The 15,174-nt window shown below is 71.7% G+C and carries 12 protein-coding genes; 8 read left to right on the top strand and 4 right to left on the bottom strand.

The genetic code is table 11. The features are described 5' to 3' along the window. Window positions 1–15: 15 nt before the first annotated feature. From ACFQGL_RS27610 to ACFQGL_RS27600, 3 genes are read right to left on the bottom strand one after another with little or no spacing between them, the layout of a single operon-like run. The gene (locus tag ACFQGL_RS27610; RefSeq protein ID WP_377515448.1) at window positions 16–1,074 is read right to left on the bottom strand and encodes a D-alanine--D-alanine ligase family protein; all 1,059 of its coding nucleotides are present in this window, start codon (window positions 1,072–1,074) and stop codon (window positions 16–18) included. Continuing rightward, complete coding sequence (gene alr / locus ACFQGL_RS27605; RefSeq protein ID WP_377515447.1) at window positions 1,071–2,213, bottom strand: alanine racemase; 1,143 nt, start codon at window positions 2,211–2,213, stop codon at window positions 1,071–1,073. Before alr ends, ACFQGL_RS27610 begins: the two co-directional genes overlap by 4 nt. Further along, entirely contained in the window at window positions 2,210–3,313 is a 1,104-nt protein-coding gene (locus ACFQGL_RS27600) for an acyltransferase family protein (RefSeq protein WP_377515446.1), read from the bottom strand. The genes alr and ACFQGL_RS27600 overlap by 4 nt, the downstream gene beginning before the upstream one ends. A gap of 149 nt (window positions 3,314–3,462) precedes the next feature. Here ACFQGL_RS27600 and ACFQGL_RS27595 point away from each other — a divergent pair, with 149 nt between their 5' ends. Beyond that, window positions 3,463–4,338: an LLM class F420-dependent oxidoreductase gene (locus ACFQGL_RS27595; RefSeq protein WP_377515445.1), complete on the top strand. Its 876-nt coding sequence runs from the start codon at window positions 3,463–3,465 to the stop codon at window positions 4,336–4,338. A 147-nt stretch (window positions 4,339–4,485) separates the two neighbouring features. Next, a complete protein-coding gene (locus ACFQGL_RS27590) occupies window positions 4,486–6,585 on the top strand; it encodes a serine/threonine protein kinase (protein ID WP_377515444.1) in 2,100 nt (699 codons plus the stop codon). A gap of 66 nt (window positions 6,586–6,651) precedes the next feature. Here ACFQGL_RS27590 and ACFQGL_RS27585 read toward each other — a convergent pair whose 3' ends face one another. Next, complete coding sequence (locus tag ACFQGL_RS27585) at window positions 6,652–8,895, bottom strand: catalase (RefSeq protein ID WP_377515443.1); 2,244 nt, start codon at window positions 8,893–8,895, stop codon at window positions 6,652–6,654. 210 nt (window positions 8,896–9,105) lie between these two features. Here ACFQGL_RS27585 and ACFQGL_RS27580 point away from each other — a divergent pair, with 210 nt between their 5' ends. The 6 genes from ACFQGL_RS27580 to ACFQGL_RS27555 all read left to right on the top strand — a co-directional run bounded on the left by ACFQGL_RS27580 (window position 9,106) and on the right by ACFQGL_RS27555 (window position 15,035). Then, a complete protein-coding gene (locus ACFQGL_RS27580; RefSeq protein WP_377515442.1) occupies window positions 9,106–10,005 on the top strand; it encodes an alpha/beta hydrolase family protein in 900 nt (299 codons plus the stop codon). A gap of 137 nt (window positions 10,006–10,142) precedes the next feature. Beyond that, window positions 10,143–10,928, top strand: coding sequence for an ABC transporter ATP-binding protein (locus ACFQGL_RS27575; protein ID WP_377515441.1), 786 nt, complete (start codon window positions 10,143–10,145; stop codon window positions 10,926–10,928). Beyond that, window positions 10,925–11,647, top strand: a complete 723-nt coding sequence (locus tag ACFQGL_RS27570; protein WP_377515439.1) for an ABC transporter ATP-binding protein — start codon at window positions 10,925–10,927, stop codon at window positions 11,645–11,647. Before ACFQGL_RS27575 ends, ACFQGL_RS27570 begins: the two co-directional genes overlap by 4 nt. A gap of 28 nt (window positions 11,648–11,675) precedes the next feature. After that, the gene (locus ACFQGL_RS27565) at window positions 11,676–12,554 is read left to right on the top strand and encodes a branched-chain amino acid ABC transporter permease (RefSeq protein WP_377515438.1); all 879 of its coding nucleotides are present in this window, start codon (window positions 11,676–11,678) and stop codon (window positions 12,552–12,554) included. After that, the gene (locus tag ACFQGL_RS27560; RefSeq protein ID WP_377515437.1) at window positions 12,551–13,666 is read left to right on the top strand and encodes a branched-chain amino acid ABC transporter permease; all 1,116 of its coding nucleotides are present in this window, start codon (window positions 12,551–12,553) and stop codon (window positions 13,664–13,666) included. The genes ACFQGL_RS27565 and ACFQGL_RS27560 overlap by 4 nt, the downstream gene beginning before the upstream one ends. A gap of 82 nt (window positions 13,667–13,748) precedes the next feature. Next, window positions 13,749–15,035 carry an ABC transporter substrate-binding protein gene (locus ACFQGL_RS27555; RefSeq protein WP_377515436.1) on the top strand — a complete coding sequence of 429 codons (1,287 nt, stop codon included), beginning with the start codon at window positions 13,749–13,751 and terminating at the stop codon, window positions 15,033–15,035. The last annotated feature ends 139 nt before the right edge of the window (window positions 15,036–15,174 follow it).

Below are 15,174 nucleotides of genomic sequence, written 5' to 3'. Positions count from 1 at the left end.
CGGGGCGGCGGGCGGTCACACCAGGCCGAGCGGCCGGGCCAGGCCCGGCGCCACCGGGACGGCTCCCGGCCGGGCCGGTCGGGGCAACCCGGTCGATCGGCTCGGCTCCTGGTCGACCAGTGCGCCGGTGATCAGGATGTCGAGCAGGGTGGCGAAGCCGAGGCCGGCCTGTTGCCAGATCTGGGGGAACTGCGACGCGTTGGTGAACCCGGGGAAGGTGTTCACCTCGTTCACGATGGGCTCGGCAGACCCCTGCGCGGGCAGGAAGAAGTCGACCCGGAGCAGCCCACGGCAATCGAGGGCGTGAAAGGCGCGGATCGCCCGGTCCTGGAGCACCTCGGTGGTGGCCGGGTCGAGCGGGGCGGGGATGTCGAAGATCGCCCCGCCGTCGTACTTCGCGCCGTAGTCGAAGAAGTCGGTGCCGGTCACCCGGATCTCCAGGGGCGGCCCGGCCTGCACCCGACCGTCCGGGTGCTGCAGGACGGCCACGTCGATCTCACGTCCGACCGCCCCCTGCTCGACGAGGACCTTCGGATCGACCTCCCGAGCCTGCTCCAGCGCGGCGGGAAGATCCGCCCAGTCCGTCACCCGGACGACGCCGAGGCTGGAGCCGGCGCGCGCGGGCTTGACGAAGACCGGCAGCTCCAGGCGCAGGCGATTGGCCGGTGCCAGATCCTCGCCGGGGCGCAGGGTCACGCCCGGGCTGACCCGCAGGCCCTCGGCGGCGAGGAGCCGCTTGGTGACGCCCTTGTCCATGCCGGCCGCGCTGGCGAAGACGCCATTGCCGACGTACGGCACACCGAGCCACTCCAGCAGGGACGCGACGGTGCCGTCCTCGCCGTACGGGCCGTGCAGGGCCGGGAACACCACGTCCTGGGCACGCAGCACGCGCAGTGCGGGGGGCAGGGGCATCGCGCGGCCGTCGACGAGCCACCCGCCGTCGCGGTCGATGAGCACCTCGGTGACGTGGTACCTCTCCCGGTCGAGCCCGGCGAGGATGCTCTCCGCCGAGCGGCGGGACACTTCGTGTTCGCCGCTCTGCCCGCCGTACAGCACTGCCAGTCGGGTCGTCATGACACCTGCGTCCTTTCGTGGAGGTGGTCGCGGGCCACCCGGGCCCCGATCCCGGTCAAGATCTCGTGCGGGTTGGTGCCGGCCCACCGCGCCCATTCGGCGACGGTCGGCGCGGCGTCGTCGCCGCCGTCGGCGCCGAACACCACGACCGGATCCCCGATCGTCACCGGAAGCTCGCCGGCGTCGACCACGCACTGGTCCATGGCGATGCGCCCGACGATCGGGCAGCGTCGGCCGCCGAGCCACACCGACGCGCGGCCCTCGGCCGCCCGGGTCACACCGTCGGCGTAGCCGAGCGGCAGCAGGGCCAACGTGGTCGGGGCCTTGGTCACGTACTCCGGTCCGTAGGACACGCCCGTGCCGGCCGGTACCCGCTTCACGTTGACCACGGTCGTACGCAGCGTCAGCGCGGCACGCAGCCCGAACTCGCCGGGGCCGGCCTGGCCGAACGGGTCCACGCCGTACAGGGCGAGCCCGATCCGGCAGAGGTCGAAGCGGCTCCGGGGAGCCGACAGGGCGGCCGCCGAGTTCGCCAGGTGGACCAGGTCGGGGTCGAGGCCGGCGGAGCGGGCGAATCCCAGCGCCTCCTCGAAGGCGGCCACCTGTCGTGCCAGAGCGGGACTGCCCGGTATGTCCGCGTCGGCCAGGTGGGACCACACGCCGCGCACCCGGACCCCGCCCTCCCGCTCGTACTTCCGTGCCCAACCGACCAGTTCGGGCCAGTCGTTCCAGCCGGCCCCGTTGCGGGACAACCCGGTGTCGGCCTTGAGCTGCACCATGGCGGGCACGCCGAGCCGGTGGGCCGCGTCGGCGACCGCCCGGAGGTGGGTCGTCGTCGACACGCCGATGTCGACGCCCGCGGTGATCAACTTACCGAAGTCGTCATCCGGGCGGTGCAGCCAGCTCAGGGTAGGTGCGGTGATGCCCGCCCGGCGCAGGGCCAGGGCCTCGGCGGCCGAGGTCACACCCAGCCAGCCGGCGCCCGCGCACAGTGCCGCCCGGGCGACCGGCACCGCGCCGTGGCCGAACGCGTCCGCCTTCACGACGGCCATCAGTTCGGTGTCGGTGACCGACGCGATCGTCCGTACGTTGCTGGTGATCGCCCCCAGGTCGATCACCGCTTCGGCCAGCGCGCTCATCGGGCCGCCGCCACGTGGCGGGGTGCCGGCCGTCGGGAGGTGGGAAGGGCGAACAGCCAGCGTGCGTGGACCGCCAGCAGGCCGCGGTGCAGGGCCAGGCTCACGCCGATCACGAGCCCGGTGAGCAGGATCGGGTAGCCGAGCACGATCAGGCCCTGACCGACGCCGTCGAGCCCGGAGACCGGCGCGTGCAGGAGCCGGTGCAGCAGGGCCAGAACAGGCATGTGGATGACGTAGATGGGCAGCGTGATGCGGCCGAGCGTGGCCAGCCGGTCACCCAGAGCGGGCCAGCGGCCCAGCCGGGCGGCGGCGGTGACGCCGAAGGCGACCGCCACGACGGAGACCAGTGGCCAGACACCGAACCAGCGTTGGGCGCCGGCCACCGCCATCGCGGCGAGCGCGAGGACGTACGCGCCCGCGGTGAGCACGAGCCGGCGTCGGTTGGCGGTGGCCGCCCACCGTTCGATCTGCGGTCGCAGGTGAAGGCCGGCGAGGAAGAAGACCAGGTTCTGGTAGAGGCCGGCGCGGTTGCCCGGCGTGTCGAGCAGGCCAGCGGCGGCGACGGCGGACAGCGCGGCGGCGGGCACCAGGACCAGCGCCCGTGGCACCCGGCGGACCGTCTTGGCGATCGTGAAGTAGAGCGCCAGGGCGTACAGGTACCAGAGGTTGGAGGGCGTGATGGTGAGCTGTTCCAGCAGGCCGAGAAGCGAGGTGGCGCGGTCGGTCGGCAGGTCCGGGGCCAGGGCGAGGATCGCGGTGTGGATCAGCAGCCAGAGCGCGTACAGGTAGAGGAAGCCGGCGACCCGGCTGCGGGCGACGACCCGCCACGGCCGCAGGACGGCGTTCGCCGCGAAGACGCCGGAGATGGTGAAGAACAGCGGCATCCGCAGCGGCAGGAACTGCTCGCCCAGCGCGCCCCACAGGCCGGGCACCGGCACGCCGATGTGCCAGTCGATCTGCAGGTAGTCCTTGACCACGACGTGCCACAGGACGACGAGGATGATGCAGACGCCCTTCGCGGCGTCGGCCCACGCCGCGCGCTTGTCGGCGGGGTCGGGCTTGGCGGGTGGGGTGTCGGTGCGGGTCGGCAGTCGGCTCACTCGACCGAAGGTGTCAGCCGGATATCCGCACGTGATCCACGGATTGTCATGAACCGGTAATGGAGTTCGCCGGACGGTGCCGGCGGCTGCGCCGACCTTCGCGCCGGTGACCGCGATGAGCCATTAGGCTCGACTTGGAGGTGCCGAACATGAAGCTCGGGCTGCACTACTGGAACTACTCGACTCCGGCGGAGCCGGCGGCGATCGCACCGACTCTGGCCGAGACCGCCGCCGTCGCCGAGCAGGCCGGCGTCGCGTCGTTCACGGTGATGGACCATTTCTTCCAGATGGAGGCGGTGTTCGCGGCCGAGGAACCGATGCTGGAGGCGTACACCACGCTGGGTTTCGTCGCGGCGAAGACGCAGCGGATGACGCTGGGTGTGCTGGTGACCGGCGTGATGTACCGGTACCCGGGGCTGCTCGCCAAGACCGTGACGACCCTCGACGTGCTCTCCGGCGGCCGGGCCCGCCTCGGCATCGGCGCGTCCTGGTACGAGCGGGAGCAGCTCGGGCTGGGGGTGCCGGTGGTCCCGGTGGCCGAGCGGTTCGAGCGGCTGGAGGAGACGCTGCGCATCTGCCGGCAGATGTGGAGTGACGACGACGGCCCTTTCAACGGACGGCACTACCAGCTCGCCGAGACCATCAACTCGCCGCAGCCGTTGAGCCGCCCGCACCCGCCCATCATGATCGGTGGCAGCGGCGAGAAGAAGACCCTGCTCCTGGTGGCCCGCTACGCCGATGCCTGCAACCTGTTCGGCAGCGACAAGGGCGCCGCTGAGGTGGCACGCAAGCTGGACGTGCTGCGTGGGCACTGCGCCACCGAGGGCCGCGACTACGACACCATCGAGAAGACCGTGGTCGCCTCCCGGTCGCCGCTGGTCGACCTCGACGCGTTCCTCGCCGAGGTGTCCGACTACGCGGCGCTCGGGGTGAGCGAGGTGCAGGTCACGCCGGATCGACACCCGGTGGAGTTCGCCCAGCGGCTCGGCGACGAGGTGCTGCCGCGGTTGACCGACATCGGTTGAGCCCAGCGCCAGGCGTGCGATCGGGGGAGACCACTATGAACAGAAAGCAAATTTTCGGTACGCCCCGACGGGAATGATCCGAGTCACAAAATGGCTCTCGTGATCTGTCGGAAACGGTTCGCGCGATCGGCCGGGTAACCTCTCCGGGTGCCGCAGATCTTACCCTTCCTTGTTACCGATCGGTATGAAGTCCTGGAGCTCCTCGGCCAGGGCGGAATGGGTCGGGTGTGGAAAGCTCGCGACCAGATGCTGCAGCGGGACGTGGCCATCAAGGAAATCGTCCCGCCACCCGGCCTGACCGATCAGGCGCGCGAGGAATTGCGGATCCGATCGCTTCGCGAGGCGCGGGCGATCGCGAAGCTCGACCACCCCAACGCCGTTCGGGTATTCGACGTGTTGTTGGGCATCGACGGCGACCCGCAGATCGTGATGGAGTACGTGCCGTCCCGGTCGCTGCACGAGACCATCGCCGCGGACGGCCCCATTTCACCGGTGCGGGCGGCCGAGATCGGGCTGGCCGTGCTCGGCGCCCTTCGCGCCGCCCACCGCGCCGGGATCATGCACCGCGACGTGAAGCCGGCCAACATCCTGATCGGTGTCGACGGTCGGATCGTGCTCACCGACTTCGGCCTGGCCACCGCCGTCGAGGACGTCAACCTGACCCTCAGTGGCGTGGTGCTCGGCTCGCCCGCGTACGTCTCTCCCGAACGGGCCATGAGCGGCATCGTCGGCCCCGAGGGGGACTTCTGGTCGCTGGGCGCCACCCTGTTCGCCGCGGTCGAGGGCCAGTCGCCGTACGCCCGGCCGTCCAGCCTGATGAGCCTCACCGCGCTCGTCACCGAGCCACCGCCGGTGGCCCAGCACGCGGGACCGCTCGCGCCGGTGCTGACCGGACTGCTGCGCAAGGACCCGACCGAGCGGATCGACGCCGACACCGCCGAGCGGTTGCTGCGCGCGGTGCTCGCCGGGTCGCCGCAGCCCGCAGTGGGGACGACGACGGGGTTGGCGTCGACCGGGCTCCGGCCGCAGTCCGCGCCCCAGCCGACCGGCACCACTCACGTCGTACCCCTGATCCCGGCCGTGCCCACGCCCCAGGGCGGGGGGGCGCAGCCGGCGGCGACCACCACGCGGCGGCGACGGGCCTGGCTGATCGGCGGCGTCGCGGCCGCGCTGACGCTCGCAGTGGCGATCGGCGTCCCGCTGGCCACCCGCCGGGCGCCCGCCGACACCGGCAACGGGTCCGAGCTTGTGGAAGGGGCCCGGCCGGGCGCGTCGTCGCCGCCCGGCTCGTCGCCGGCCGCCACGGCGCACGGGTCGATCTCCTGGTCGGTCTACCGGGACACCACCGGCTTCAGCGTTCCGGCGCCGCGCGACTGGCGGATCCTGCGGCACGGGCGGCAGATCGAGTTTCTGGAGCCGGGCGGCGAGCGCGCCCTCACGGTCAGCCAGACCGACTCACCGCGTGGCGACCCGCTCGCCGAGCTGACCGCCCGCGCCAAGGATCCCGCCGTCGTGGGGCAGCTCCGTGACTACCGCCGGATCGAGGTCGTCGCGGTCAACTACCAGCTGAAGGCCGCTGACTGGGAGTGGGTCCACACCAGCCAGACCGGCACGGCGATGCACACCCGGCAGCGCACCTTCACGACCGCGAAGCGCAAGGGCTACAGCATCGCCTGGTCGACGCCCGATGCCGCCTGGACGGCCTCGGTGGACGCCTTCCGGGAGGTCACCGCGGGTTTCCGGCCGGTCTCGACGGCGGGGGGAACGACCACCACCACGACCAGCCCCAGTGCCGACCCCACCACGGGTTCGGGTCCGGGGTCGGTGGCGCTCACGCCGAGCGCTCGCCCGAGAACGGCGGGCGACCGGCTCGTCGGGGTGGCGAGCAAACGGTGCCTCGACATCTCGGCGCCCGACTCGCCCGACCCGGTCCGGTTGCAGCTCTGGGACTGTCAGGACGACCGTGACCGCAACCAGCTCTGGACGTTGCGGGCGGACGGGAGCGTGCAGCTGGGTGGCCGCTGCCTGGACGTGCTCGGCGCGTCGAGCGACGACGGGGCGGCGATCCAGATCACCACGTGCAACACCACTCCGGCCCAGCAGTTCACCCTCAACGGGCAGCGTCAACTCGTCAACGCGCACAGCGGGAAGTGCGTGGGCCCGGTGGACCTGGGCACCGGGAACGGTACGTCGATCGAGCAGCGGACCTGTACCAGCGCCGACGCCCAGGAGTGGACGCGGGGCTGACACCCCGACGGCCGCGGGCTGCCCTCCCGGCGAAGCGGAGGACAGCCCTCGAAGCGGTTCGTCGCGTCAGGCGACCGAGGCGGGGAACCGTTCCCACACCCGGTGCGCGGCCATCAGCTCCTGCACCGAGGCCAGGGCCTGCGCCCCGGACCCCGCCGTGACTACGCCGGGGCTGTCGGTCACCCCGACCTGCTCCAGCACCGTGGTGCCGGCTCCCCAGGCGCCGATCGCCTTGGCGTGCCGCCAGCACTCCTCGACGAGGAGCAGCACACGCGGATCCACGGTCGTCGTACCGGCGTCCGGTGCGGGGACCGCGTCCGGCGCGGGTGCCGGTGCGCCGGCCAGCAGGAGCGCGTCGAACTCGACCGACCGGCCGGTCGCGAAGGTCCGCTGGACGGGCAGGTCTCCCACCACGCCTCCGTGCGGGGCGATCAGGAGCGGCACCATGCCGGCGGCGAACACGGCCGCGCGTACCGGGGCGACGTCGTCGAGGTCGCCGTCGGGGTCGACGACGACCCCGACCGTGCGTCCGTCGGCCGGCCACTCCCCGCCGACCTGCGACAGCGCCGGGCTGGGTGTGACGTCGGCGAGCGGCACGGTCGGCTCCGGAGTGGGCAGACCGAGACCGGTCGCGACCTGGGCGCACAGCTCCGGGTCGATGTTGGCGAGGCTCTGCAACTGGCGTTCCTTGATCGCCTGGTGGTAGCACTTGCCCAGTTCGAAGGTGTAGGCGCGGATGATGTGCTCCTTCTCGACCGGCGACATGCTGAGCCAGAACAGCCGTGCCTGGCTGTAGTGGTCGTCGAAGGAGGCCGGGTTCGCCCGCACCTTGGGCGCCTCGGTCACCGTCACCGGTACGTCGAGGAAGGCGTGCTCGTCGTCGCCCGCCGGGAAGGGGTTGCCGCCGTCGAGTGAGTTCGGCCGGTACGGCGCGACTCCCGCGTGCACGGCCTGCTGGTGGAAGCCGTCCCGCAGCATGTCGTTGACCGGGGCGTGCGGACGGTTGATCGGGATCTGCGAGAAGTTCGGCCCGCCCAGTCGGGTGAGCTGCGTGTCGACGTACGAGAAGAGCCGGCCCTGCAGCAGCGGGTCGTTCGTGACGTCGATGCCGGGTGGGAGGTGCCCGAGGTGGAAGGCGACCTGCTCGGTCTCGGCGAAGAAGTTCGTCGGCGTCCGGTTCAGGGTCAGCTTCCCCACGAGCTGCACCGCCGCCAGTTCCTCCGGCACGATCTTCGTGGGATCGAGCAGGTCGATCCCGGCGAAGGTCTCCTCGGGGGTGTCGGGCAGGACCTGGATGCCCAGCTCCCACTCGGGGAACGCGCCGGCTTCGATCGCGTCGTAGAGGTCCCGCCGGTGAAAGTCCGGGTCCATGCCGCTGAGCATCTGCGCCTCCTCCCAGGTCAGGGAGTGCACGCCCAGCTTGGGCTTCCAGTGGAACTTGGCCAGCGCCGTCGCGCCGGCCTCGTTGACGAGGCGGAAGGTGTGGACGCCGAAGCCCTCCATCGTCCGGTACGAGCGCGGGATGCCGCGGTCGGACATGTTCCAGAGCGTGTGGTGCTGCGCCTCGGTGTGCAGCGAGACGAAGTCCCAGAAGGTGTCGTGTGCGCTCTGTGCCTGCGGGATCTCGCGGTCCGGGTGTGGCTTGGCGGCGTGGATGATGTCGGGGAACTTGATGGCGTCCTGGATGAAGAAGACCGGCATGTTGTTGCCGACGAGGTCGAAGGTGCCCTCGTCGGTGTAGAACTTCGTCGCGAAACCGCGGGCGTCACGGACGGTGTCGGCGGAACCGCGCGAGCCGAGGACGGTGGAGAACCGGACGAAGACGTCCGTCTCCCGCCCCTCCTTCAGGAAGCCGGCCCTGGTGACCTGCTCGGCGGTGCCGTACGCGGTGAACACACCGTGCGCGCCCGCGCCGCGCGCGTGCACCACGCGCTCGGGAATCCGCTCGTGGTCGAAATGCGTGATCTTCTCGCGTAGGTGGTGGTCCTGGAGCAGGGTCGGACCGCGCGGGCCGGCCTTGAGCGAGTGATCGGTGTCGCGGAGCCGCGCGCCCTGCGCGGTGGTGAGGTGCGCGCCCTGCTGACCGTTGGCGGTCGTCGGCGCGCCGGTCTCGGCACCGGTCGGCGTGCGCGTCTGCGGAGCACCCTGCTCCTCCTTCGGCGGCAGCGGATCGTGCGGAGTCGTCGGCTCCTCGACGGTGGGCGTACCGCCCGGTGCGCCGGGGACCTCCGGCGTCAGTGCCTCGGCGATCTTCTTCGAGGCTGTCTTCACGGCGTTCTTGGCCGCCTTGGCGGGCTTGCTGGAATCCACTGAACGAACCCCTCCATGGAACATTGACGAGCAGGCAACTGGCCCCCTACCCCAGGTCAGAGGGCCAAAACGCAACCGATGCCGCCGTTCCGGCCCGGGGGTGGCGTGCCCGCCCGTCGGCGGGGACTGGTGATTTCACCGATGCGTGGATCGGCGCGGACGCCAAAACTGACGGACGTCGATATCCCTCGACTCTAGGGAGTGCCCGACGTGTCGTCACCAACCACCACCCGTCCCCGTTCCGTGGCAGCCCGAGCCGTCCGGCTCGTGCTGGCCGCAACTCTGGTCGCCGGCGGCGTCGTGGCCGGAACCACCGGCCCGGCGCAGGCGGCGAACCCGTACGAGCGGGGTCCCGCCCCGACCACCGCGATCCTGGAGGCCAGTCGCGGTCCGTTCGCCACGTCCTCGCAGAACGTCTCGGCGTTGAGCGTCACCGGCTTCGGCGGCGGCGTCATCTACTACCCGACCTCCACCAGTGAGGGCACCTTCGGCGCCATCGCCATCTCGCCGGGCTTCACCGCCTACTGGTCCAGCATCAGCTGGCTCGGGCCGCGGCTCGCCTCGCACGGGTTCGTGGTGATCGGCATCGAGACCAACTCCACGCTGGACCAGCCGGACAGCCGCGGCCGGCAACTCCTCGCGGCACTCGACTACCTGACCCAGCGCAGCTCGGTGCGTACCCGGATCGACAGCAGTCGGCTCGCGGTCGCCGGTCACTCGATGGGTGGCGGCGGCACCCTGGAGGCGGCCTCGTCTCGGCCGTCGTTGCAGGCCGCGGTGCCGCTGGCGCCGTGGAACACGGACAAGAGCTGGTCCGAGCTCCGGGTGCCCACGCTGATCATCGGTGGGGAGAGCGACACCGTCGCGCCGGTCGCGTCGCACTCCGAGCCGTTCTACAACAGCATCCCGGCCTCCGCCGAGAAGGCGTACCTGGAGCTGAACAACGCGAGCCACTTCTTCCCGCAGTCGGTGAACACACCGACGGCGCGGCAGATGGTGGCCTGGCTCAAGCGGTTCGTCGACGACGACACCCGCTACGAGCAGTTCCTCTGCCCCGGACCGAGCGGGTCGCAGATCCAGGAGTACCGCAACACCTGCCCCAGTTCCTGAGCGTGACAGCGGGGCGGGCGCCGATGGCGGCCGCCCCGTCCGCGTGCGGCGACGGGGCATCGAAGGTATTGACGCGGAACCCGAGAAACGTACACTGCGAGTGTAAATAACACCCGCCACCGACATAGGGATGGGTGATGGAGCGCGGGCTCGCACTGCACCACATCGGCGTACGTTTCGGGGGCCTCACCGCCCTCGACGACGTCTCGCTGCAGGTGCCACCGAACCAGGTGGTGGGCGTGATCGGGCCCAACGGCGCCGGCAAGACCACGCTGTTCAACGTGATCTGCGGCTTCGTCGCGCCGGAGACGGGTTCGCTCACTCTGGACGGTGCGCCGCTGCGGCCCCGGCCGCACCGACTGACCCGGCTCGGCATCGCCCGGACCCTGCAGGGGACCGGGCTCTTCGCCGGGCTCACCGTGCTGGAGAACGTGATGGCCGGCGCGTCGCACACCGCGCGGGCCGGCTTCGTCTCGGCGGTGCTCGGGCTGCCCCGCAGCGACCGCGACGAGCAGCGGCTGCGCGCGCACGCCCTGGACATCCTCGACGACCTGGGGATCGCCGGGCACGCCGAGGCCGCGCCGACCACGCTGCCCTTCGCCGTACGCCAACGGGTCGCCCTGGCCCGCGCGCTCGCCGCCCGGCCCCGGCTGCTGCTGCTCGACGAACCCGCCGGTGGCCTCGGTGCCGATGACATCGACGAGCTGGCCGAGCTGGTCCGCCAGTTGCCCCGGCGGGAGTCCGACCCCTGCGCCGTGCTGCTGGTCGAGCACCACATGGATCTGGTGATGGCCGTCTGCGACGAGATCGTGGTGCTCGACTTCGGCCGGGTCATCGCCGCCGGCACGCCGGACGAGATCCGCGACGACCCGGCGGTCACCGACGCCTATCTCGGGGCCACCGTCGACGAGGCCGCCCTGTGAGCGCGCCGGACCTGCTCGTGGTGCGTGGCCTGGTGGCGGGCTACGGCGCCGCGCCCGTGCTGCACGCCATCGACCTCGCCGTTCCGGCCGGCACCATCGCCGCGGTCGTCGGGGCCAACGGCGCCGGCAAGACCACCCTGCTGCGCGCGCTCTCCGGCATGATCCGCCCCGCCGGCGGTCAGATCCTGCTCGACGGGGACGACCTGCGCGGGACGCCGGTGGAGCAGCTCGTCCGGCGCGGCATGGCGCACGTGCCGGAGGGGCGGGGCGTGATCAGCGAGTTGACCGTCGACGAGAACCTGCGGCTCGGTGGGCTGTGGCGTCGCGACCGGGCCGACGCCCGCCGCGCCCTCGACGAGGTCTACGAGCTGTTCGAGCCGCTGGCCCGGCGCCGCAAGCACCTCGGCCATCAGCTCTCCGGCGGCGAGCGGCAGATGCTGGCACTCGGCCGGGCACTGGTCGGCCGGCCGCGCCTGCTCCTGCTCGACGAACCGTCGCTCGGGCTGGCGCCGCGGGTGGTCGCCCGGACCATGGCCCTGCTGCGCCAGCTACGGGACCGTACCGGCCTGACCGTGCTGCTGGTCGAGCAGAACGTACGCAGCGCCCTCGCCGTCGCCGACCAGGGCGTCGTGATGTCCCTCGGTCGGGTGGTGATCGCCGCCCCGGCGGTCAAGCTGCGCGACGACGCCGATCTGCGGCACGCCTACCTCGGTTTCTGACCACTTCGTCCCCCAGGAGGGAGGACCGTTGGACCGCTTCGTCTTCCTCACCATCGACGGCCTGTCCCGTGGTGCGGTGTACGCCGCGTTCGCGCTGGCCCTGGTTCTCATCTGGCGGGCGGCGCGGGTCGTCAACTTCGCCCAGGGGGCGATGGCCGTCGCCGCCGCCTACGTCGCGTACACCGTCTCCGCGGCGACCGGCTCGTACTGGCTGGGCTTCGTGGTCGCGATCATCGCCGGGCTGGTGCTCGGTGCGGTGGTGGACCGCGCGGTGATGCGCTTCGTCGACCACCGGTCGCCGCTCAATCCGGTGATCGTCGCGCTCGGGCTGGTCCTGCTGATCCAGGCCATCCTGGGGATGGTGTACGGCAGCGAGTTCCGGCCCGCCGAGGCGCCGTTCAGCCGTTCCGCCCTCACCGCGGGCGGGGTCGCGCTGCTCTCGCCGTACGACCTGTTCGTCTTCGCGACGATCGGGGTGGTGGTCAGCGCGCTGGCCTGGGTCTTCGCGCGTACCCCGGTCGGGTTGCGGATGCGTGCGGCGGCCTTCGCTCCGGAGGTCTCCCGCCTGCTCGGCGTCAACGTCGGCGGCATGTTGACTCTCGGCTGGGCGCTCGCCTCCGGGGTGGGCGCGTTGGCCGCCATGCTGGTCCTGCCGACCGAGCTGGGTCTGCACCCGCACGCGATGGACCTGGTCTTCGTCTCGGCGTTCACCGCGGCGGTGGTGGGCGGGCTGGACAGTCCACCAGGGGCGGTGGTCGGCGGCCTGGTGGTGGGTCTGTTGCTGTCCTACGTGAGCGGCTACGCCGGCAGCGACCTCACCCCGTTGGCGGTGCTGGTGCTGCTGCTGGCGGTGCTGCTGGTCCGGCCCGGTGGGCTGTTCGCTCCGGTCGCCGCGAGGCGGGTGTGAGCGCCACCCAGGCGGCCCTGCCGCCGAAGCACCGGCTGGCCGACGAGGCCGGCGGTCGTCCGGCGGACCGTCGGCGGGGCTCCACGCTGCTGCGCCACCTCGCGGTCGTGCTCGCGGTCGGGCTGCTGCTGGTGGCGGTCAGCTACGCCGTCGAGCCGTTCCGCAACTTCCAGCTCGCCACCGTGGCGGCCTATCTCTGCGCCACCGCCGGTCTGACCGTCCTCACCGGGCTCAACGGCCAGCTCTCCCTCGGGCACGGCGCGTTGATGGCCACCGGCGCGTACACCGTGGCGTTGTGCCAGAACGAGTTCCTCGACCGGGGGATGACCGGCGGCTGGTTGTTGCCGCTCTCGCTCGGCGCGGCGATTCTCAGCACGGTCGCGGTCGGCGCGGTCGTCGGCGTCGCCGCGGCCCGGCTACGCGGCCCCTACCTGGCCGGGGTGACGCTCGCGGTGGCCGTCGTGGTGCCGGCGCTGGCCGTCACGTTCGACGGTGTCTTCAACGGCGAGCAGGGGCTGTCGGTGCCGGTGGAGCCGCCGCCGTTGGCGCTCGGCCCCTACTTCCCGTACGAGCGGTGGCAGCTCTGGCTCACCGGCGCCGCCACCCTGCTCGCCCTGCTGCTGCTGGCCAACCTGATCCGCAGCCGGTACGGGCGCACCTTCCGGGCGGTACGCGACGACGAGGTGGCCGCCCGGCTCGCCGGCATCCACGTGGCCCGTACCCAGGTCCTCGCGTTCGTGGTCAGCGCCGCCACCGCCGGCCTGGGCGGCGCCCTGCTCGCGGTGCTCGCGCAGAGCGTCTCACCCGGGGCGTTCTCGCTGACCCTGTCGCTCTTCCTGCTGATGGCCGTGGTGATCGGCGGTCTCGGCCGGCTCACCGGCGCGTTGTGGGGGGCCGTCCTGCTGGTCGCGCTGCCCGACCTCACCCACTCCGCGACGGAGCTGCTCACGCTCTCGCCCGCGGCGGCACAGCGGCTGGCGGGCAACCTCCCGCTGGCGATCTTCGGAGTCACCCTGATCGTCGTCATGATCGCCGCACCCGGCGGCGTGCAGGGTCTGCTGTCGCGCCTCGGCCGGGCCGTGCTGGCCCGGTGGCGGGCCCGACGGTCCTGAGCTGTCCCCCTGCCCGGCCTCGGCCGGGCGCACCACCACCACACCGTTCAAAGAACCGGACCGAGAAAGGTCGGTGTTTCCTATGCATCGCACGGCACAACGCGGTCTCGCGATCGCCAGCGCCATAGCCCTGCTGATAGCCGCCGCCGGTTGCAGCGGCGACGACGGTTCCGGTTCCGGCGGCGGATCGGTGCCCGGCGTCACCGCCGGCGAGATCGTCGTCGGCACCCACATGCCGCTCACCGGGCCGGCATCGGCCGGCTATTCCAAGATCGCCCCGGCGACGAAGGCGTACTTCGACTACGTCAACGCCAACGGCGGCGTGCACGGCCGGAAGATCACCTACAAGATCATGGACGACGGCTACAACCCGGCGAACACCCAGAACGTCGTACGCCAGCTCGTCCTGCAGGACAAGGTCTTCGCGATCCTGAACGGTCTCGGTACGCCGACGCACACCGGTGTGCTGGACTTCCTCAAGAGCAACCGGGTGCCCGACCTCTTCGTGGCGTCCGGCAGCCGCAGCTGGGACCAGCCGGACAAGTATCCGGGCACGTTCGGCTTCAACCCGGACTACACCGTCGAGGGCAAGATCCTCGCCAACTACGCGAAGGCGAACCTGGCCGGCAAGAAGCTCTGCTTCCTCGGCCAGGACGACGACTTCGGCCGGGACAGCCTGGCCGGCGTCGAGAAGGTGCTCGGCGCGTCCGCCGTGGCGGTCAAGCAGACGTACGTCACCAGCAACACCAACGTGGCACCGCAGATCGGCGCGTTCAAGGCGGCCAACTGCCAGGTCGTCGTGCTCGCCACGGTGCCCGGCTTCACCGCGCTCTCGATCGGCACCGCCGCGCGGTTGGGCTTCAAGCCACAGTGGTTGGTCTCCAACGTCGGCGCTGACCACCCGACCCTGGCCAAGCAGCTCGGCGCGGCGGCTCCGCTGCTGGAGGGCATGGTCGGCACCAACTACCTGCCCATGCAGAACGAGGTCACGAACCCCTGGATCGAGCTCTTCACGAAGGTCAACAAGGAGCACAACGGGGACGCCCCGTTCGACGGGAACACCGTCTACGGCATGTCGGTCGGCTACCTGTTCGTGCAGACCCTACTCGCCGCGGGCAAGGACCTCACCCGGGAGAAGGTGCTCGAGGCCGTGCAGAAGGGCGGCTTCAAGGGCCCCGGCCTGGTGCCGCTGCGCTTCTCCGACAAGGACCACTCCGGCTACGGCGGCCAGCGGCTGAGCCGGGTGACCGGGGGAGTGCAGAGCTACTTCGGGCCGGCGTACGAGACCGACGAGGCGGACGGGCCGGTCAACGAGTACACCGCCACCCCTGCGCCGCCGCCGGCCAACGGGATCCCATCCGGCTCCTGACCCGCACACCCGGCCGGGGACCGGGCGTGGTCGCGCCGCACAGCGCGGTGACCACGTCCGGTCCGTCGGCGTGCCCGGCCGGCCGTCATCCCGGTTGCCGCCCGCCGTCGTCCGGGCGTTGACCGGTGCCGACCGGCCC

The sequence above is a fragment of the Micromonospora vulcania genome, from assembly GCF_042658605.1.
Lineage (GTDB): Bacteria > Actinomycetota > Actinomycetes > Mycobacteriales > Micromonosporaceae > Micromonospora > Micromonospora vulcania.
This window is presented reverse-complemented; position numbering and strand designations above follow the sequence as displayed.